This window comes from Paraburkholderia sp. BR13444 (assembly GCF_040948755.1).
GTDB lineage: Bacteria > Pseudomonadota > Gammaproteobacteria > Burkholderiales > Burkholderiaceae > Paraburkholderia > Paraburkholderia youngii.
The window spans coordinates 137,230-157,432 of sequence record NZ_JBFPKM010000010.1 but is presented as its reverse complement, the minus strand read 5'-3'; the positions used below and the strand labels follow the sequence as shown (position 1 = coordinate 157,432).

At 61.9% G+C, this 20,203-nt stretch carries 17 protein-coding genes; 5 read left to right on the top strand and 12 right to left on the bottom strand.

The genetic code is table 11. The features are described from left to right. Nucleotides 1-26: 26 nt before the first annotated feature. Nucleotides 27-320 carry a hypothetical protein gene (locus AB3X95_RS26465; protein WP_309235071.1) on the bottom strand — a complete coding sequence of 98 codons (294 nt, stop codon included), beginning with the start codon at nucleotides 318-320 and terminating at the stop codon, nucleotides 27-29. 422 nt (nucleotides 321-742) lie between these two features. Between AB3X95_RS26465 and AB3X95_RS26460 the strand changes: the two genes are divergently transcribed. Beyond that, a complete protein-coding gene (locus tag AB3X95_RS26460) occupies nucleotides 743-1,330 on the top strand; it encodes a LysE family translocator (protein ID WP_176122377.1) in 588 nt (195 codons plus the stop codon). Nucleotides 1,331-1,379: 49 nt separating this feature from the next. Here AB3X95_RS26460 and AB3X95_RS26455 read toward each other — a convergent pair whose 3' ends face one another. From AB3X95_RS26455 to cadR, 6 genes are all read right to left on the bottom strand, one after another. Then, nucleotides 1,380-2,246: an AraC family transcriptional regulator gene (locus AB3X95_RS26455; RefSeq protein ID WP_368622960.1), complete on the bottom strand. Its 867-nt coding sequence runs from the start codon at nucleotides 2,244-2,246 to the stop codon at nucleotides 1,380-1,382. A gap of 141 nt (nucleotides 2,247-2,387) precedes the next feature. Next, on the bottom strand, nucleotides 2,388-3,182 hold the full coding sequence (locus AB3X95_RS26450; protein ID WP_176109853.1) for an ABC transporter substrate-binding protein: 795 nt from the start codon (nucleotides 3,180-3,182) through the stop codon (nucleotides 2,388-2,390). A gap of 64 nt (nucleotides 3,183-3,246) precedes the next feature. Next, nucleotides 3,247-4,401, bottom strand: coding sequence for a pyridoxal phosphate-dependent aminotransferase (locus AB3X95_RS26445; RefSeq protein WP_368622959.1), 1,155 nt, complete (start codon nucleotides 4,399-4,401; stop codon nucleotides 3,247-3,249). Nucleotides 4,402-4,733: 332 nt separating this feature from the next. Beyond that, nucleotides 4,734-6,137 (bottom strand): ATP-dependent RNA helicase DbpA, encoded by a 1,404-nt coding sequence (gene dbpA / locus AB3X95_RS26440; RefSeq protein WP_368622958.1) that lies wholly within the window; start codon nucleotides 6,135-6,137, stop codon nucleotides 4,734-4,736. A 23-nt stretch (nucleotides 6,138-6,160) separates the two neighbouring features. After that, nucleotides 6,161-6,361: a hypothetical protein gene (locus tag AB3X95_RS26435; protein WP_176109856.1), complete on the bottom strand. Its 201-nt coding sequence runs from the start codon at nucleotides 6,359-6,361 to the stop codon at nucleotides 6,161-6,163. A gap of 125 nt (nucleotides 6,362-6,486) precedes the next feature. After that, nucleotides 6,487-6,918 (bottom strand): Cd(II)/Pb(II)-responsive transcriptional regulator, encoded by a 432-nt coding sequence (gene cadR / locus AB3X95_RS26430; protein WP_176109857.1) that lies wholly within the window; start codon nucleotides 6,916-6,918, stop codon nucleotides 6,487-6,489. An 81-nt stretch (nucleotides 6,919-6,999) separates the two neighbouring features. Here cadR and AB3X95_RS26425 point away from each other — a divergent pair, with 81 nt between their 5' ends. After that, complete coding sequence (locus AB3X95_RS26425; RefSeq protein WP_368622957.1) at nucleotides 7,000-9,426, top strand: heavy metal translocating P-type ATPase; 2,427 nt, start codon at nucleotides 7,000-7,002, stop codon at nucleotides 9,424-9,426. 29 nt (nucleotides 9,427-9,455) lie between these two features. Here AB3X95_RS26425 and eutC read toward each other — a convergent pair whose 3' ends face one another. Together eutC and AB3X95_RS26415 are read right to left on the bottom strand one after the other, a co-directional pair. Continuing rightward, complete coding sequence (gene eutC / locus AB3X95_RS26420) at nucleotides 9,456-10,247, bottom strand: ethanolamine ammonia-lyase subunit EutC (RefSeq protein WP_176122382.1); 792 nt, start codon at nucleotides 10,245-10,247, stop codon at nucleotides 9,456-9,458. Then, entirely contained in the window at nucleotides 10,244-11,638 is a 1,395-nt protein-coding gene (locus AB3X95_RS26415) for an ethanolamine ammonia-lyase subunit EutB (protein WP_368622956.1), read from the bottom strand. The genes eutC and AB3X95_RS26415 overlap by 4 nt, the downstream gene beginning before the upstream one ends. 316 nt (nucleotides 11,639-11,954) lie before the next feature. Here AB3X95_RS26415 and AB3X95_RS26410 point away from each other — a divergent pair, with 316 nt between their 5' ends. After that, the gene (locus tag AB3X95_RS26410) at nucleotides 11,955-12,836 is read left to right on the top strand and encodes a GyrI-like domain-containing protein (RefSeq protein WP_368622955.1); all 882 of its coding nucleotides are present in this window, start codon (nucleotides 11,955-11,957) and stop codon (nucleotides 12,834-12,836) included. Between the two features lie 486 nt (nucleotides 12,837-13,322). Here the strand turns inward: AB3X95_RS26410 and gyrB are convergent, their stop codons facing one another. The 3 genes from gyrB to dnaA form a co-directional block, all read right to left on the bottom strand. Further along, complete coding sequence (gene gyrB / locus AB3X95_RS26405; protein ID WP_176367351.1) at nucleotides 13,323-15,794, bottom strand: DNA topoisomerase (ATP-hydrolyzing) subunit B; 2,472 nt, start codon at nucleotides 15,792-15,794, stop codon at nucleotides 13,323-13,325. Nucleotides 15,795-15,908: 114 nt separating this feature from the next. Beyond that, nucleotides 15,909-17,012 (bottom strand): DNA polymerase III subunit beta, encoded by a 1,104-nt coding sequence (dnaN, locus tag AB3X95_RS26400; protein WP_176122385.1) that lies wholly within the window; start codon nucleotides 17,010-17,012, stop codon nucleotides 15,909-15,911. A gap of 483 nt (nucleotides 17,013-17,495) precedes the next feature. Next, the gene (gene dnaA / locus AB3X95_RS26395; RefSeq protein WP_217710764.1) at nucleotides 17,496-19,094 is read right to left on the bottom strand and encodes a chromosomal replication initiator protein DnaA; all 1,599 of its coding nucleotides are present in this window, start codon (nucleotides 19,092-19,094) and stop codon (nucleotides 17,496-17,498) included. A gap of 383 nt (nucleotides 19,095-19,477) precedes the next feature. Here dnaA and rpmH point away from each other — a divergent pair, with 383 nt between their 5' ends. Both rpmH and AB3X95_RS26385 read left to right on the top strand, forming a co-directional pair. Then, nucleotides 19,478-19,612, top strand: a complete 135-nt coding sequence (gene rpmH, locus AB3X95_RS26390; protein WP_004198824.1) for a 50S ribosomal protein L34 — start codon at nucleotides 19,478-19,480, stop codon at nucleotides 19,610-19,612. Nucleotides 19,613-19,622: 10 nt separating this feature from the next. Continuing rightward, nucleotides 19,623-20,111 carry a ribonuclease P protein component gene (locus AB3X95_RS26385; RefSeq protein ID WP_368622954.1) on the top strand — a complete coding sequence of 163 codons (489 nt, stop codon included), beginning with the start codon at nucleotides 19,623-19,625 and terminating at the stop codon, nucleotides 20,109-20,111. The last annotated feature ends 92 nt before the right edge of the window (nucleotides 20,112-20,203 follow it).

Genomic DNA, 20,203 nt, shown 5'->3' with positions numbered 1-20,203 from the left:
GTGCTCTGCGTTTCCAACGGCGGGAGTCAGTTTGTCGAAGTGCTCACTACGCTTCCGGTTTGTTGGGACAGAACACTCAGCAGATAGCGAATCCTCCCGCTATCTTCGTCGGACAGGTCGCTCAGGTGCCAGCATTCGAGATCACGCAGGTTGTCGCGTAGTCGCTTGAACGAGCGCTGCGTCGCATCGACGATCGGCCAAACGTGCAGCAGATACGCGAGCGGAATCACGCACCTGCGCTCGCACCAGCCGTCGAATAACGCGAGACACAGCTCGTTCAATTCGTCCGCAATTTTCTGCCTGCTCACATGGGGACCCACATGCACTCCTTCATCCATTCGACTGGCCGCTTCCAGCAGAAACGGAACAGCCTATTGATACTGATGAAAAGCACTCACCGCGCGCTCGATGCATTTAACTTCGTGCGCGTAAGTCGTTAAGCACTGTATCGCTGATTTTTCGAGGTCTCGGCCTGTTTATCGAGCCGAATACTTGCGCGCTGCATAGGGACATATCATAGCTATCGATCGGTACAATTTGCCTGATAATTCAGAAATTAATTTTTTGGGTAACGTTTGCGCGTAATTAGCTCTAAATTCAAACGCGTGTTTGTTATCGAATCACCGCGTCGTCGGATTATGTTTTGGTTTCAGTTGGGTAATTTCCTTCAATACATGCCCTCGCCGTCTCGTTACCGTTGAGCGTCGCAATTCATTCGCACACTCACGTTTCGAGGCATCCGATGACCGCATTACTTTCGATGGCCGCGTTCGCGCTCGCCAGTTCCATTTCTCCCGGCCCGGTCAACGTCGTCGCGCTGAGCGCCGGCGCGCAGCACGGGCTCGCCGCGAGTCTGCGGCACGTCACTGGCGCGACGGTCGGTTTCACGTTGCTGCTTCTGTTGATCGGCCTTGGCTTGCACGCATTGCTCGCGCGCTTTCCCAATCTGATCGAGATCGTCAAATGGGCGGGCGTTGGCTTTCTGCTCTATATGGCCTACAAGCTCACCATCGATAACGGCCAGCTCGGCGCGGGCAAGCCGGCGCGGGGGCCGTCGTTCGCGCACGGCGCGGCGATGCAATGGCTCAATCCAAAGGCGTGGCTCGCATCGCTGGCCGGCATGGGCGCATATGCGGCGGGCGGCGACGGCGGGCTCGTCTGGCAATTCGCGGCGCTGTACTTCGTGCTCTGCTATCTGTCGATCGCGAGCTGGGCCTATGCCGGCACGTTTTTGCGCAGGCATCTGCGTGAGGCGAAACGAGTCCGGGTGTTCAATCGCGTGATGGCGGCGCTGCTCGCTCTCAGTGCGATGTATCTGCTCGTGGAGTGACCTGAGTCGCGCCTGCTTGCCGATGCGGCTTCACCACGCCGCGTCATGCTCAGCTGCGATATTGCCCCGGCGTTGCCGCCACCAGCCGCTTGAAGGTGCGCTGCAAGTGCGCCTGATCGGCGAAGCCTGCATCGAGCGCGACATCGGCGATCAGCGCGCCGCGCCGCAGTTGCGCACGACTGTACTGGATGCGTCGGTTGATCAGATACGCGTGCGGCGTCATGCCGTAGCGCAGCTTGAACGCGCGTATCAGATGTGAAGCGGACAGCCCGGCGGCTGCGCATACGTCGTCGAGTTTCAGCGCGCGCGTGCAGTTTTCGGCGATGTACTCCGCGGCACGCGCGAGCTGGCCGCTCGCGGCACGCTCGGGCAGGCTCGCCGGATTGAGCGTTTGCTGCACGTTCGAGAAGAAAGTGATGGCCGCGCTTTCCTTGCGCAGCGTGTCGATGTCGCCATCGTTGCTGGCGAGAATCGCGCACAGCCGGTTCAGGCCGTCGAACAACGCGGCGTCGAGCGTCATGATCTGCGAAAACGCGCGGAACGCATGGCTCTCGTTCAAGCCCAGCTCGTGCTGAAGTTTCGTGAACCAGGCAACGTCGACGTGCAGCATCCGGTACGACCACCGCTCGCCGGCAACCGGGTTGCACGCGTGCACATCGTCGGGGTTCATCATCACGACGGCGCCCGCGCCGATCCATTCTCGCGCGTGTCGGTTCAGATACACGCTGCGGCCGCCCGTCACCGCGCCGATCGAGAACGTTTCGTGCGAATGCTTGGCGTAGCAGACCTTGCGGCCATCGTCGATCGAGCGTGCTTCGATGAACGGTAGCGCCTCGCTACGCCAGAAGCGCGGCGCGTCCGCACCTTTTGCGCGTGCGGTGTTTGCAGCGCTCGCCGCTTCGATCGTCTCGCTCATGCGCGCTCTCCGGTTGATCCGCCGACTTCGCCGTTGTCTGCGACTTCGCGAAGCCTCCGTATCGTAGCCGTCAAACGCCCGACCAACAAGCGAACGCGCGACGCCGCCCGCAAACGGCGCCGCCGGCCGAACGCGAGGCGATTACTTGGCGCTGACGTCGATATTGCCGAGATATTTCGCGGCGAGCGTCTTTACCGTGCCATCGGCTTGCACTTTCGCAATCGCAGCGTTCAACTGGTCGCGCAGCGCGGTATCGCCCTTGCGAATGCCGTATGCGATGCCGCTGCCGAGAATCTTGTCGTCACGCACCGGTTGACCGACGAACGCATAGCCCTTGCCTTCGGGCTTCGACAGAAAGCCCGTTTGTCCGGCCGGCGCCAACACCAGCGTGCCGTCGAGACGGCCCGCGGTCAGATCGGTATAGACCTGGTTCTGGTCCTGATACGGCAGAACGGTCACGCCGGCCGGTTCCCAATGCACCTTCGCGAAGGTCTCCTGAATCGAGCCTTGCAGTACGCCGATGCGCTTGCCCTTCAGCGACTCAGGCGTCGGCTGCAGACCGCTGTCGCTGCGTGCGATCAGTTGCGACGGCACGCGATAGACGACGGTCGTGAAATCGATCGCCTGACGGCGCTGTTCGGTCGCGTTCATCGCCGAATTGATCGCGTCGAACTTGCGGCCCTGCAGTGCCGGAATCAGGCCGTCGAACGAGGTTTCGACCCACTTGCACGTCATATGCGCGGCCGCGCAGACCGCGTTGCCCACGTCGATATCGAGCCCTTGCAGTTCGCCGTTCGGTCCTTTCGATTCGAACGGCGGGTACTGCGCTTCGAGGCCGAAACGCAGCGTCGCGGTATCGGCGGCGCTGGCGGCCGACCATGTGGCGAGCGACGCGCCGGCACAGGCCAGCGCCAACAGGCATTTAAGAATCTTCATAACGTCTCCCTTCTTTCTGCGAATACCTTGATCACTTCGATACGTGGAGTGTGCTCTCGCGCATTCAGATTTCACACAAACGCCGCGCGCCTTCGAGCAGCGTCGCGTCGTCCTTCGAGAAACTCAGGCGAATCAGCCCCGAATCCGTGCCGTCGGTGTAGAACGCCGACAACGGAATCGTCGCGACGCGCGCATCGCGTATCAGGCGCAGCACGAAATCGCTGTCGCTTTCATCGGAGAAGCCGCGGAACCGGGCGAGCATAAAGAAACTGCCTTCGCTCGGCAACAACTCGAAGCGCGATTCGCGCAGCGCATGCGCGAGCAGATCGCGTTTCTTCTGATAGAAGTCGGACAGGCCGAGATAGCTGTCGCGATTGGCGAGCGCGTCCACGAACGCGTGTTGCATCGGCGTATCGGCGGAGAACACCATGAACTGGTGGACCTTGCGGATTTCGTCCATCAGCGCGGCGGGTGCGAGGCAATAGCCGACGCGCCAACCGGTCACGTGATACGACTTGCCGAACGACGACACGATCACGCTGCGCTCCGCGAGTTCACAATGGCGCGCCATGCTCTGATGCTTCGCGCCGTCGAACACGACGTGCTCATAGACCTCGTCGGACAGAATCACGATGTCGGTATTGCGCGTGAGCGCCTTCAGCCGCTCGATATCGGCGTCGCTAAAGATCGTCGCGGTCGGATTGTGCGGCGTGTTGACGATGATCATGCGCGTCTTCGGCGTGATCGCCGCGGCGACCTCGTCCCAGTTCACGCGGAAGTGATCGAGCGACAGCTTGATCGCAACCGGCTTCGCGCCTTGCAGGCGCACGATCGGTCCATAGCTGTCGAACGACGGCTCGAAGTAGATCACTTCGTCACCCGGATGCACGAGCGCGCTGATCGTCGAGTAGAGCCCTTCGCTCGCGCTCGCGAGCACCGTCACTTCGCTGGCCGGGTCGTAGCGCACGCCGTACAGCGATTCCACCTTGTCCGCGAGCGTTTCACGCAGCGCGACGATGCCGGCCATCGGCGCGTACTGGTTGTGACCGGCGCGCATCGCCTGTGCGACGCCGTCGACGAGCTTCGGGTCCGGCGCGAAATTCGGTGCGCCCTGCGACAGGTTCAATGCATCGTGTTGCGCGGCCAGCTGGCCGATCACGGTAAAAATGGTGGTGCCGACGTCCGGCAGTTTCGAGCGGGCTTGCGTGGCGCTCTGCATAAGACTTTCTCCCTTTCTTCAGCCGCTGGCGGCCGCACGAAACGGCGGCGGCGGGGCGTTCCTTCCAGTGGGGTGATTAGGCATCAGCCACAGAACGCTCACAATCGAAACTTTGTCATGCGCGGCATGCGTTTTCGTCATGGCTCGCGGTAGGCCGCTGCGCGCCGGGGTAAGCCAGCGGGATCATGGTTTGTGGGGAGGCGGTGGCGAATGCGGGAACCCGCGTAGGTATGAAGGAATGTGATGCTGAGCGGTTTGCCTACGAAAACGGCCGCAGATGCGGCCGTTTTCGAGTTATCGGACTTTCAAGGAAAGCCGGCGCTTCGCGTGAATCACGCTTCGTCCATTAAACGGACCTTGACCTTGCGCCCCTTCAGCTTGCCCGCGCTGAGCCGGCGCACCGCCTCGCGCGCGATGCTGCGCTCCACCGCGACATAAGTCGACATGTCGGTCACGTTGATCTTGCCGATCTGCGAGCCCGCGAAACCGGCGTCGCCGGTCAGCGCGCCGAGCACATCGCCGGGACGGATCTTGTCTTTGCGGCCGCCGAGGATCTGCAGCGTTTCCATCGGCGGCAGCAGCGGGTCGTTGCTGGCCGCCTTCAGCTCGGCCAGCTTATGCCATTCGACGTCGCGCTTGTGCGCCTGCTCGATCCCGCCGACACGCCCCATCTCGTCCATGCTCGCGAGACTCAGCGCCCAGCCTTCCTGATCGGCGCGGCCCGTGCGGCCGATGCGGTGCGTGTGCACTTCCGGGTCCGGCGTCACGTCGACGTTGATCACCGCTTCGAGTTGCGCGATATCGAGGCCGCGCGCGGCTACGTCGGTCGCGACCAGCACCGAGCAGCTGCGGTTCGCGAACTGGATCAGCACCTGATCGCGCTCGCGTTGATCGAGTTCGCCGTGCAGCGCGAGCGCATGAAAGCCTTGCGCGCGCAGTACGTCGAGCAGATCGCGGCACTGCTGCTTCGTGTTGCAGAACGCGATCGTGCTGACCGGACGGTAGTGATTCAACAGCAGGCCGACCGCGTGCAGACGCTCGTCTTCGGTCACTTCGTAGAAACGCTGACGGATCTTGCTGTCGTCGTGCCGCTCGGCGAGTTTCACTTCCTTCGGGTTTCGCAAGAATTGCTGGCTCAGCTTGGCGATGCCCTCCGGGTACGTCGCCGAAAACAGCAGCGTTTGCCGCTCTTTCGGGCATTGCCGCACGACCTTCGCGATGTCGTCGAAGAAACCCATGTCGAGCATGCGGTCGGCTTCGTCGAGCACGAGCGTGTTCAGCGCTTGCAGCACGAGCGTGCCGCGTTCGAGGTGATCCATGATGCGGCCCGGCGTGCCGACCACGACGTGCGCGCCGTGTTCGAGGCTCGCCGTCTGCGGACGCATCGGCGTGCCGCCGCACAAGGTCAGCACCTTGATGTTTTCTTCCGCGCGCGCGAGTCGGCGGATTTCCTGTGTGACCTGATCGGCGAGTTCGCGCGTCGGGCATAGCACCATTGCCTGCGTGTCGAACTTGCGTGCGTCGAGACGCGCGAGCAGCGCCAGCGAAAACGCCGCGGTCTTGCCGCTACCGGTTTTCGCCTGAGCGATCAGATCATGGCCAGCGAGCGCGATCGGCAGGCTCGCGGCCTGGATCGGCGTCATCTCGAGGTAGCCGAGCTGCGTCAGGTTCGCGAGCGTCGCGGGCGGGAGCGGCAGTTCGCTGAATGCGGCGCCGGCGGGGGTGGGACTATTCATAGGGTCGTCTGTAGAAATCGCGATTACTCGGCCATCGGGCCATGATCGGGGCGGCCCGGCAGCTGCTCGTACAGCACCTCGCCGTCGTCGCCGTCGAAACGCTCGACGTAGTTGCGCGCGCCGCACAGCGGACAGCGGAACAGGAGCCCCTGGCCTTCGTTCTTGATGACGACGTCGGATTGCTCCCACTGCGCGCCGCAGGACTGGTTTCTACAGGTGAACACGTTGATTCTCCAACTGGATTCGATGATCGATCGGCAAGGTCGCTCGCGCGGCCTTGCCGTGTCTGGGGTTGTTGCGCCGGCGCCGCTTCGTGCCTTCAAAGCGCACGACGACGGCCGGCATAGCGTCAGCCGAGATGCGTATGCCGCGGACGCGGCACGGCCACATCCATGTCGGTCAGGCCGTGCACGATGCCGCAGTCTTCGACCGGATGCTCGCCGTGGCATTGATCGCGCAGCGTCGTCAGTTGCGCCTTCAATTGATGCAGTTCTTCGATACGCGTGTCGACATGCGCAATGTGCTCTTCGACCAGCGTATGCATGCCGCCGCAACCGTTCGCCGGCGCGTCGGTCAGACGCAGCAATGCGCGGATTTCGTCGTGGGTCATGTCGAGCGCTCGGCAATTGCGGATGAAACGCAAGCGCTCGACGTGCTTCGCCGTGTAACTGCGGTAGTTGGCTTCGGTGCGCTCCGCCTCGGGCAGCAGGCGCTCTTTTTCGTAAAAACGGATGGTTTCCGTCGTGCAATGAGCGATTTTCGCCAGTTCGCCGATTTTCATGGACCTTTCCTCCACGCGGCCTTGACCTTGTAGTGGCTTCAAGGTGTTTACTAGACCACAAATCGCACGAGGAAGCCACCAATGCCTGAAGTCAACCGTTATGCCACCGATCGTCCAGAAGTGGGCGAAGCCTGTAGCCACGGGGCTTGCGGGGAGGTTGATGCACGGCACGACCATGCTCATAGCAGGGATACGGATGGGGAACGCGGATATTCGCATGGGCATGAGCACGTTCATGGTGCCGACGCGGGTAGTGGTCATCAGCATGAGGGACACGATCATGACGATGGCCATGACCATGACCACGGTCACTCTCACGGCGCCTGCTGCGCCTCCACCGCGTTCACGCCGACGCAGTTGCGCCTGCCGGCGTCCGAGGCCGTCGGCGACGACCTGCGCACCGCGATCCGCATCCTGCAGATGGACTGCCCGACCGAAGAAGCGCTGATCCGCAAGAAACTCGCTCGCATGCCGGATGTGCGCAGCATGGACTTCAACCTGATGCAGCGCGTGCTGACCGTCGTCCACGCGTCGGATGCGCTCGAACCGGTCCTCGCCGCGCTGCGCTCGCTCGACTTCACGCCCGAACTGGCGAGCGATGCCAGCGCCGGCAATGCCAGCGCGGCGTCTATTGCGGCTTCTGGCGCCGTACAGAAGCCGTGGTGGCCGTTGATCCTCTCCGGCGTGATCGCGGCGACCTCAGAAGCCGCTAGTTGGCTTGGTGCGCCTGTGTGGGTAGTGGCGGGTCTCGCGGTCGTCGCGATCGCCTCCTGCGGGCTCACGACGTATCGTAAGGGCTGGGTCGCACTGCGCAACGGCAACATGAACATCAATGCGCTGATGAGCATCGCCGTGACCGGCGCGGCACTGCTCGGCCAATGGCCCGAAGCTGCGATGGTCATGGTGCTCTTCACGATCGCCGAACTGATCGAGGCGCGCTCGCTCGACCGCGCGCGCGACGCGATCGAAGGGCTCATGCGGCTCACGCCCGCCGAGGCGAGCGTGCAGCAGCCCGACGGCGCGTGGCAGTTCGTGCGCGTCGACTCGATCGCGCCCGGCGCGCTGGTGCGCGTGAAGCCGGGCGAGCGGATCGCGCTCGATGGCGAAATCGTCGCGGGCCGGTCGAGCGTCGATCAGGCGCCGATCACCGGTGAGAGCCTGCCGGTCGACAAAGCCGTCGGCGACGATGTGTTCGCCGGCACGATCAACCAGGCGGGCTCGTTCGACTACCGTGTGACGGCTGCGGCTGGCAACACGACGCTCGCACGGATCATCCATGCGGTCGAGGAGGCGCAGGGCACGAAAGCGCCGACGCAGCGCTTCGTCGATGAATTTGCGCGGGTGTATACGCCGATCGTGTTCGCGATTGCGCTCGCCGTCGCGCTGATACCGCCGATCGTGTTTGGTGGAGCGTGGCACGCGTGGGTGTACAAGGCGCTGGTGCTGCTCGTGATCGCGTGTCCGTGCGCGCTCGTGATTTCGACGCCGGTGACGATCGTCAGCGGGCTCGCGGCTGCCGCGCGCAAGGGGATTCTGATCAAGGGCGGCGTTTACCTCGAACAGGGGCGCAAGCTGAGCCGCCTGGCGCTGGATAAAACCGGGACGATTACGCATGGCAAGCCGGTACAGACGGAGTTCGAGGTCATTAGCAATGAGGCCGACGCCCTCCGGTATCGCTCGCTCGCGGCGAGCATCGCGGGCCGCTCCGATCATCCTGTTTCGATGGCGATTGCTGCTGCCGCGAATGATGATGGCGTCGAACACCTGCACGTCGATGCGTTCGAAGCGATCGCTGGACGCGGCGTGCGCGGCGACATCGGCGGCATCGCCTACTGGCTCGGCAATCATCGCCTGATCGAAGAGCTGGGCCGCTGCTCGGCGCAACTCGAAGCGCGTCTCGATGCGTTCGAAGAGCAGGGCAAGACCGTCGTCATGCTCGCCGACGCGCAACGCGTGCTCGCGTTGTTCGCGGTCGCCGACACGGTGAAGGAGACGAGCCGCGCCGCCGTCAGCGAATTGCGGCGGCTCGGTGTCAGCACCGCGATGCTGACCGGCGACAACCGCCACACTGCCGAGGCGATCGCACATCAGGTCGGCGTCGATGAAGCGCGCGGCGATCAGTTGCCCGAGGACAAAATCGGCGCGATCGCGCAATGGTCCAGCGATGGCGCGACGGTCGGCATGGTCGGCGATGGCATCAACGATGCGCCCGCGCTCGCGCGCGCCGATATCGGCTTCGCGATGGGGGCGATGGGTACCGACACGGCGATCGAAACCGCCGACGTCGCGCTGATGGACGACGATCTGCGCAAGATTCCGGCGTTCATCCGGCTGTCGAAAGCGACGTACGCGGTGCTGGTGCAGAACATCTCGCTCGCGCTGGGCATCAAGAGCGTGTTTCTCGTGCTGACGTTGATGGGCTTCGGCACGATGTGGATGGCGGTGTTCGCCGATGTCGGTGCGAGCTTGCTGGTGGTGGGAAATGGGTTGAGGTTGTTGCGAAAGTGAGTGGGTCCGAGGTCTACGCTCGTTGCACCCTACGTTGAACCGTCGCTCACGGCCGGATGCGTCGGCGCGTTTGCCAGCAGATCATCGCTGTCGTCTTTCAAACCCACTCCCGTGAGTCTCAGCGTCCTCGCCTGCGTGAGCAGATAGTGCAGTTTATGCGCGGCCTGCGGATAGTCGAGCCCTTCGGGGCGCACGTTCGAAATGCAGTTGCGCTGCGCATCGCTGCAACCCACTTTCGGCGCGTACGTGATGTAGATGCCGAGGCTATCGGGCGAACTCAAACCCGGCCGCTCGCCGATCAGCATCACTACGATTTTCGCGTCGAGCAATTCTCCGATCTCGTCGCCAAGCGCGACGCGTGCCTGACGCGCGACCACTACGGGACCGATGGTCCAATCCGCCAGCTTTGGATGTATCGCTTGCAGCAACGGTACAGCCTGCTTCGATGCGGCAAACGCCGATAGGCCATCACCGATCACGAACAGCACATCGTTTGATTGCGTTGGCAGACGCGCAAGCGTGGTGCGACTCTCATCCGACAGACGCCGCCCAAGATCAGGTCGCCTCAAATAATGCTCGCGATCCGGCGCGGCGCTATGCACGTCGAGCGTGTTGAAACCCTGTTCTTGCAATCGTGCGTGAAGCGCGTCCGCATCGAGCGGATGATGCACAGCGTCGCGTGCCTGCGCATGTGCGAGATTGAACGCGAGCAGCGGCGCGGTCGGCAGGCTGTTGCCCGCGCGGCCCAACGCGATGCGTGCCTGCGTAAACCGACGCAGCGCGTTCCACGGGTCCTTGTCGAGTGCGTCGTTCTCGCTCATGCGATCCCCATCCAGTCGCGCGCGCCTTCGAGCAGCGGTTGCCGCGCCGATGCGCCGATCAACGCGCCGCGTTCATCGATGATCTGCATCGACTCCAGCCATTCCTCGAATTCAGGCGCGCGCCGCAAACCGAGCACGTCGCGCACGTACAGCGCATCGTGAAACGACGTGCTCTGATAGTTGAGCATCACGTCGTCCGCACCCGGCACGCCCATGATGAAATTGATGCCCGCGACGCCGAGCAGCGTCAGCAGATTGTCCATGTCGTCCTGATCCGCTTCCGCGTGATTCGTGTAGCAGATGTCGCAACCCATCGGCACGCCGAGCAGTTTGCCGCAGAAGTGATCCTCGAGACCCGCGCGCGTGATCTGCTTGCCGTCGTACAGATACTCGGGGCCGATGAAACCGACCACCGTGTTCACCAGAAACGGCTTGAACTTGCGCGCGACCGCGTATGCGCGCGCCTCGCAGGTCTGCTGATCGACGCCGAAATGCGCATCCGCCGACAACGCGCTGCCCTGCCCCGTTTCGAAGTACATCAGATTGCTGCCGACGGTGCCGCGTTTGAGCGACAGCCCCGCCTCGTACGCTTCCTGCAACAGCGCGAGCGAAATGCCGAAGCTCGCGTTCGCTTGCTCCGTGCCCGCGATCGACTGGAACACGAGATCGACCGGCGCGCCTTTTTCGATCGCGGCGATCGTGCTGGTTACGTGCGTCAGCACGCATGATTGCGTCGGGACCTGATAGCGCTGGCGGAAGTCGTCGATCATCTGCAGCAGTTTCGTGATCGCGGTGAGATTGTCGCTGGCGGGGTTGATGCCGATCAGGGCGTCGCCGCAGCCGTACATCAGGCCGTCGAGCATCGAGGCGGCGATGCCTTTGACGTCGTCGGTTGGGTGGTTCGGTTGCAGGCGGACGGACATGCGGCCGGGTAAGCCGACCGTGTTGCGAAAGCGGGTGATGACCGGGCGTTTACGGGCAGCGGTGATCAGGTCCTGGTTGCGCATCAGCTTCGAGACCGCGGCGACCATTTCTGGTGTGAGGCCCTGGGTGACGCGGGTTAGTGCGTCGGTGTCGGTGGCGGTGCTGAGCAGCCAGTTGCGGAAGTCGCCTACTGTCAGATGGGAGATTTGGGCGAAGGCTTGTGGCGAGTGATCGTCGATGATCAGGCGGGTGACTTCGTCGGTTTCGTAGGGGATCAGCGGTTCGTTCAGGAACGTGCGCAACGGCACTTGTGCCAGCGCCATTTTGGCGGCGACACGCTCTTCTTCGCTTGCTGCCGCGATGCCGGCGAGCTGGTCCCCGGAGCGTTGCGGGCTCGCTTTTGCGAGCACGGTTTTCAGATCGGCGAAGCGGTATGTGCGACTGCCGATCGATTCGGTGTAGCTCATGGTTGCGGCTCCATTGCTTCGCGCGAGCGCGGGTAGGAATGGGAACGGCGGTTTGATGCTGCGGGTTGCTTGCTGCTGGTGGTGCGCACTACACGATAGCGCCAAATTGGGGCAGCGTCACGTTGCCGGGGTTGGCTGCCTACCGGGGCTGCGCCGGGCACTTCCGTTTGTGCGCGCGCATCGCGCGGTCAACAGGTGCTTAATCCGCTTGTCGCGGACTACGTTAAATCCGCAGGTTTTGGTAAACGGCTGGCATGCGCCAGCGTGGTACCTTGTTCGCATCCTCTCGCGCCAATTTTCTGCGGTCCAGTCAGTCATGCACGAATCAGATCAACGGGCTCGATACGAAACGCGACTCGCACGCGTACTCGACCATATCTACGATCACCTCGACGAACCGCTCGATATCGGACGGCTGGCGGAGATTGCCTGTTTGTCGCCATATCACTGGCACCGGATCTATCAGGCGATGTATGGCGAGACGGTCGCGACCACCGTGCGGCGCTTACGGTTGCATCACGCAGCGGGGTTTCTTGCGAATAGTTCGATGCCGATTGCTCAGATCGCCGAGCGTGCGGGGTATAGCAGTTTGCAATCGTTTTCGCGGACGTTTCGCGCGGTGTTTGGTGTGCCGCCGGCGGAGTATCGAAAGAAAGGCACTCATAGCCGGTTTCGGCCGGCGCTCTCAGGAGACGATCAGATGACGACGATTCGTGAGGTCGTGATTCGTTATGTGGAGCCGATGGAGATTCTGTCGGTCGATCATGTCGGGCCTTATATGCAGATCGGCAAGGCTTTTGATGCGTTGTTTGGGTGGCTTGGGAAACATAATCTGCTTGCGGGGCAGATGCGGATGATCGGAGTTTACTTCGATGATCCGGGGGTGGTCGAGGAAGCTGCCTTGCGGTCGAAGGCGGGGGTGTTGTTGCCGGGGCCGGTGATGGCTGAGGCGGCACGGGCTGTTGGGATGGGTGGGGCGGTTTCTGTCACGCGTATACGCGGTGGGGAGTATGCGGTGTTGCGGCATGTTGGGCCGTATAGCGATATGCGGGCGGCTTATGAGTGGATATATGGGACCTGGCTCGTGCAGTCTGGACGAGAGGCAGCAGATGCGCCGGTGTTTGAGGAGTATTTGAATAGTCCCAAGGAGACGGCGCCGGCGGAGTTGGTTACGGAGATTTGTTTGCCGTTGGCGTGAGGGGCGCGTGGCTGGGATGTTGCTGCCGTTGTGTGCGCATACGGTGCGCGGATTCCGGCTTGCTTCTCTGTTTTTATAGAGTTTGTATATGTATACGTAGTAATAGTTAACAAGTGATGCGTTCGGCTGTGGATAACTTGGAAGTTCGTTTACGGATCAACGCGCTGCGGAATCGATAACCCTTGGGAGCGCGCGCGGACAGGTTAACGGAGCCAGGGAAAATTTTTTATCGACCCGTAAACGCTGAGGCTTTATCAAGGTTTCGCCCACAACGTGTTCGGCGGCTTTTACAGGAGTTGTCCAGAGGGCGATGTGGATAAGTTGGAGGTTAACCTAACGTCATTTTTTGTAGCGACGAATATCGTAGCGCCTCTCCCTTAGGCATGCGATGGCGGCAAAAAAGAAAGGGCCTGCAAGTCTTCCAACTTGCAGGCCCGGACAAACACCGATCGCCGGTTAAATCATCGGCCCGGCCAATCCTCCACTTCAAACATCAATATTCCCCGCCCTAAGCGCATTAGACTCAATGAAAGCCCGACGCGGCTCCACATCATCCCCCATAAGCGTAGTAAAGATGCCATCAGCAGCAATAGCATCCTCAATCTGCACCCGAAGAAGACGCCGCACTTGCGGATCCATGGTCGTCTCCCAAAGCTGCTCAGGATTCATCTCACCGAGGCCTTTATAGCGCTGCTTGGACATATTCCGCTCAGCGTCGGCCAGCAACCACTTCATTGCACTCTTGAAGTCGGTGACAGCCATACTCCGCTCCCCGCGCTTGATCACAGCGCCAGCCCCAATCAACCCCTTAAACGTATTAGCGGTATTAACAAGCTGCTGATAATCGGCAGTCAGCTGAAACTCTTCATCGATCACGGAAATCTTCTGATTCCCATGATGCGTGCGCGCGACGCGCAGCGAGCGCAGTTCCCGCACCGGGTCATACATCGTGGTCACGGTCACATCGGGCTTCAGCGCATCATCCCGCAGCTTCGCTTCGAGCGCGCGAGCCGAAGCCTCGGCCGCCTGCTCGCTGGAGAGGTCGACAGCGACGCCATCCATCACCGCCTCGAGCGCGCCAGCGTCGTACAGTCGGCTCAACCGATCAACTACCGCCTGTGCCAACAGATACGACCGAGCCAACTCACCGAGCGCATCCCCAGTGATCGGAGTCGCACCTTCAGAAGCCGCCAACTCCGACCCCTGCAACGCGAGCCGAAGAATATGCGCATTAACTTCCGACTCATCCTTCAGATACCGCTCATCCTTCCCCGCCTTGATCTTGTACAGCGGCGGCTGCGCGATATAGATATACCCGCGCTCGATCATCTCCGGCATCTGCCGATAGAAGAACGTCAACAACAGCGTCCGGATGTGCGCGCCGTCAACGTCAGCATCGGTCATGATGATGATGCGGTGATAACGCAGTTTGTCGAGGTTGTAGTCTTCCTTGCCGATGCCGCATCCAAGCGCGGTAATCAGCGTAACGATCTGCTCGGAAGAAAGCAGCTTGTCATAGCGCGCCTTCTCGACGTTGAGCACCTTACCGCGCAGCGGCAAGATAGCCTGGAACTTCCGATCACGCCCCTGCTTCGCCGACCCACCCGCCGAGTCACCCTCGACGATATAAATCTCCGACTTCGCCGGATCCTTTTCCTGACAATCCGCGAGCTTCCCAGGCAAACCAACGCCATCGAGCACACCCTTTCGACGCGTCATCTCACGTGCCTTGCGCGCCGCATCGCGCGCACGCGCCGCATCGACAATCTTGCCGCAGATGATCTTCGCGTCGCCCGGCGTCTCGAGCAGGAATTCCTCGAGCGCCTTCGCGACTACTTCTTCCACCGGCGCGCGGACTTCCGACGACACCAGCTTGTCCTTCGTCTGCGAGCTGAACTTCGGCTCCGGCACCTTCACCGAGAGCACGCACGACAGCCCTTCACGCATGTCGTCGCCCGACGTTTCGACCTTCGCCTTCTTCGCGACTTCGTGATCGGCGATGTACTTGTTAAGCACGCGCGTCATCGCCGCACGCAAACCGGTAAGGTGCGTGCCGCCGTCGCGCTGGGGAATATTGTTCGTGAAGCACAGCACGTTTTCGTTGTAGCTGTCGTTCCACTGCATCGCCACTTCGACGCCCACACCATCCTTTTCACCCATGATGTGAAAGATGTTCGGGTGCAGCACGGACTTGTTCTTGTTGATGTACTCGACAAAGCCCTTCACGCCGCCGACGAACGCGAAATCTTCCTCTTTGCCCGAGCGCTGATCGAGCAAGCGAATCCGCACGCCGTTATTGAGGAACGAAAGCTCACGAATCCGCTTCGCGAGAATGTCGTAGTGATATTCGACGTTGCCGAAAATCGTGTCATCGGCCATGAAATGCACTTCGGTGCCGCGGTTTTCGGTGTCGCCGATCACCTGCATCGGCGACGTGGTCACGCCGTCGATTTCTTCGAGCACGCGGTTCTGCGGCACGCCACGGTGGAATTCCATGAAGTGCTTCTTGCCGTCGCGGCGCACCGTGAGGCGAAGCCACGCCGACAGCGCGTTGACGCACGACACGCCGACACCGTGGAGGCCGCCCGACACCTTGTAGCTGTTCTGGTCGAACTTGCCGCCGGCGTGCAGCTCGGTCATCACGATTTCGGCGGCGCTGCGCTTCGGATCGTGCTTGTCGTCCATCTTCAGGCCGGTCGGCACGCCGCGGCCGTTGTCGGTGATCGAGATCGAGTTGTCCGCGTGGATGATCACCTGAATGTCGTTGCAATGCCCGGCGAGCGCTTCGTCGATCGAGTTGTCGAGCACTTCGAACACGAGGTGGTGCAGACCGGTGCCATCCGATGTATCCCCGATGTACATTCCAGGCCGCTTGCGCACGGCTTCCAGACCTTCGAGGATCTGGATGGACGAGGCGCCGTAGCTATTATCGGGCTGCGTATTGTTCATGTCAGTCATGGATTTTTTCCGGTTCTGCGTTACTGCGAGATTGCTGCTCTGGACTTTTCAAAACGCCATAAAAACGCCAAAGGGGCGCTGCGCCCCTTGGTGTTCTTCTTGATGTTGGACGCGTCAGATGCGCATCGGCATCACCACGTACTTGAATTCGTCGTTCTCGGGAATCGTGATCAACGCGCTGGAGCTGGCATCACCCAGGCTCACCTGCAACATGTCGACCTTCAGGTTCGCGAGCACGTCGAGCAGATACGTGACGTTGAACCCGATGTCGACGCTGTCGCCGTCGTATGCGATTTCCAGTTCTTCCTGCGCCTCTTCCTGATCGGCGTTGGTCGACATGATCTTCAACTGGCCCGGCTCGACGATGCAGCGCACGCCCTTGAACTTATCCGACGTCAGAATCGCCGCACGTTGCAGCGAGCGCTGCAGTTCTTCACGGCCGATCTGGAATTTGTTCTTGTGGGACTTCGGAATCACTCGCTGGAAGTCGGGGAACTTGCCTTCCACGAGCTTCGACACGAGTTCGACCTGGCCGAACGTGAACTTGACCTGGGTCTGCGCGATGTCGATCTTGACCGTGTCGTCGATGTCTTCGAGCAGGCGCTGCAGTTCGAGAATCGTCTTGCGCGGAATGATCACTTCCTGGCGCGCGAACGAGCCCTCGATCTTCATCGACGAGAACGCGAGACGATGGCCGTCGGTCGCGACCGCCATCAGCTGATCGCCGTCCACCACCAGCAGCATGCCGTTCAGGTAGTAGCGGATGTCCTGCTGGGCCATCGAGAAATGGACCATGCCGAGCAACTGGCGGAACGTCTTTTGCGGAACCACGAGGCTCGCGCCGTAGTCTTTAGCCTGAGCGACGGTCGGGAATTCGTCCGCGGCGAGCGTCTGCAGCGCAAAGCGGCTCTTGCCGGATTGCACTGTCAGGCGCTTGTCGTTCAACGTCAGCGTGACCTGGCCGTCGGGCATGGCGCGCAGAATGTCGAGGAGCTTGCGCGCCGCCACCGTGGTCGCGACCGAATCGCCACCCACGCCGAAATCGGCGCGCGTGGTGATCTGCAACTCGAGGTCGGTCGACAGGAACGATACGTCAGGACCGTTCTTGGTGATCAGCAAATTGGCGAGGATCGGCAACGTATGGCGGCGTTCGACGATGCCGCTCACGGTTTGCAGCGGCCTGAGGAGGTTGTCGCGTTCGGTCTTGACCAGTTGCATAGGGTTCCTTCGTTGATATAACGGCCTGCACGCCTTACGGGACAAGCATTTCAGCGTACAGCCACGGCTCCCCGCCGGCGCCCTGAAAAGCGCCCGACACGGCGTGAAATCCGCCCGTCGCCGCCGGGCGGTTAAACCTGTATTGTGCCTGAAAACGGGACCGCCTCACTAAAATGGGGGCGAGTTCGGGAATAAACAGGTCGATTTTGCGGGACGTAGTCCGGGTTGCCGACGGTTTTTCACGCCGCTGCCCGGCGCTACCGGTTCGCAGGCGCGTTTTTCCGCCACTCCGCGCCGGTTCCACCGCAAATTCATCGCGGGTTCGCCGCGTTTTTGCGTCGCTTCTGCCCGCTTGCCGTCGCGTTCCTTGCCATTCCCCGTCAGGACCCGGCTGCGCCGCCGGGTTGTTGGTCCCCTGCCCGTTTCTCTATGTCACAGCGATTGGGCCGCCGTCTGTTTCGCAGTCGCGTGCGGCCAGCCCATTTAGCCCTTCAGTGTCTGTTCCAGCACGTGCAGTTCGTGGTTCAACTGCGCGTCCTTGCTGCGCTCGTCGGCGATCTTGCGCACAGCGTGCAGCACCGTTGTGTGGTCGCGCCCGCCGAACAGCTCGCCGATTTCCGGCAGGCTCTTCTGCGTCAGTTCCTTCGCCAGGTACATCGCGATCTGCCGCGGCCGCGCGATGTTCGCCGGACGCTTCTTCGAATACATGTCCGCGACCTTGATGCTGTAAAAGTCGGCGACCGTCTTCTGGATGTTTTCCACCGAGATCTGCCGGTTCTGCACCGTCAGCAGATCTTTCAGCGCTTCCTTGGTCAGTTCGATCGTGATTTCGCGGCCATGGAACTTCGAATACGCGAGGATCTTGCGCAGCGCGCCCTCGAGCTCACGCACGTTCGAGCGCAGATGCTTCGCGACGAAGAACGCCACGTCCTCGTTCAGGCTCACGAACTCCGATTGCGCCTTGCGCATCAGAATCGCGACGCGCATTTCGAGTTCGGGCGGCTCGATCGCCACCGTCAGACCCGAGTCGAAGCGTGAGATCAGGCGGTCGTCGATACCCGAGATTTCCTTCGGATACGTATCGCTCGTGATGATCACCTGCGCCTTGTTTGCGACCAGCGCCTCGAATGCGTAGAAGAATTCCTCTTGTGTGCGCGACTTGCCCGAAAAGAACTGAATATCGTCGATCAGCAGCAGGTCGAGCGAGTGGTAGTAGCGCTTGAAGTCGTCGAACGCCTTGCGCTGGTACGCCTTCACGACATCGGACACGTACTGTTCCGCGTGGATGTAGCGAATCCGCGCGCCGGGCTTGTCCATCAGCAACTGGTTGCCGATCGCATGGATCAGGTGGGTCTTGCCGAGGCCCACGCCACCGTACAGGAACAGCGGGTTATACGAGATGCCGGGATTGTCGGCGACCTGAATCGCCGCAGCGCGGGCGAGCTGATTCGCCTTACCGGTCACGAAGTTGTCGAAGGTCAGGACGGGGTTCAGCTTCGAGCGCTCGTACATCGAGTCGCTTTCGCTGGTTGCCGCCGCGCCCGCGCCTTGGCCCGGCCGCCACGTGCGGCGCCCAGCGGCGGCTTCGTTCGCGTCGAGGCTCGGCAGATCGAGGTCGGCGGCGTCTTCGGCGGCGCTGCGCGGATTCGCGTTTTGCGCGGCGAGCGCCGCTGCCGCGGCTGCGGGATTCGCGCGCGCGGCATGCGCGGCCTGCACGGCGCCAACGGCGGCATCCACGGCTGCGACGCCGCCGGCATTACCGCCTTGCGGCGCGGTCGAAGCCGGGCGCGCCGACGACGGAGTCGGCGCAGCGGCCGCCGGGCCGCGCATACCGGCTTTCGGATCCAGTACGAATTGCACGTCCACCGGCGCGTGCCAGAAATCGCGGGCCATATCCGCGATGCGGCCGGAGAACTGGCTCTTGACCCAGTCGAGCTTGAAGCGGTTCGGCGCGGCAATGCTCAACGTGTTCGCATCGGCGTCGAAGGCGACCGGGGCCAAGGGTTTGATCCACGTCACGTACTGCTGGGGCGTAAGCTCACGCTCCAGCAATGCGGAACAGTGTTGCCAGAATTCGTTCATCAAGTTGCTATCGTTATGGTGTGCACGGCGGTCGCCGCTGCCCCTGTCGCGCGCCCGCAACAAGGCCCTGAGCAGCCAGGCGTAACGGCCCCAGGCGCTTGTGCCACAAGGGTCTGCGGGACAAGCGTGCCGGAGCGACGTGCAACATTTTTGGGAAGTAAGGCGAGATTCTAACGCCAAAACGGACCCGAAAGTGAGTTATCCACAGGGTCCGATCACCGCGCCCGGCAAACCCCGGCTGCGTCGGAAGCAGGCTAAACTATTGACGGCCAACGGAAAACCAGTTTAAATAGCGGGTTCCGCGAAAACCAATTCCAGTAAACCACCGGCCATTGCGCTTTCAGCGATGATCGCGCGGTTTTTTTCGATCAAGTGAGAGCAACATGAAACGTACTTACCAACCTTCCGTTACCCGTCGCAAGCGCACCCATGGCTTCCGCGTTCGCATGAAGACCGCTGGCGGCCGCAAGGTCATCAACGCACGTCGCGCGAAGGGCCGCAAGCGCCTCGCGATCTAAGGCAAGCGGATTGCGCGCTGTGACCGAAGCCCGCGGCGAAGCGGGAGCGGCCGGGGCGCAGCAACCGGGCTCGGTTCCGTTGCGAGCGCAAGCCGCCTTCCCCAAAGCCGCAAGGCTGCTAAAAACGGATGAATTTTCATCCGTTTTTCGTTTGCGGCCGTGGCGCCGTACCGCGCACTTCGTCGTGTACGGTCGCCCCACCGGCAACGAGGCGCGTCTTGGCCTCGTGATCGGCAAGAAGTATGCGCCGCGCGCGGCCACGCGGAATCTGGTGCGTCGGATTGCGCGTGAAGCCTTCCGGCTGCGTCGCGCGGAATTCGGCGGTTGGGATGTGCTGCTGCGTCTACACACGCGTTTCGACAAAAAAGCTTTGCCGAGCGCGGCATCGCCGCCGTTGAAGGCGCTGTGCCGCAGCGAAATCGAGGCGTTGCTCGACAAGGCAGCGCGCGAAATTACCCGTCGTCAGGCGCCGCCCGCGGAGGCGCCCAGGACGGAATGACGCAGTGACCGCCCGCACAGCGGTCGCCGCAACGGGCGTTGCGCCGGCAGCTACAGGGCGCGGGCGTCGCCCGGTACTCCACGTTGCGCGGC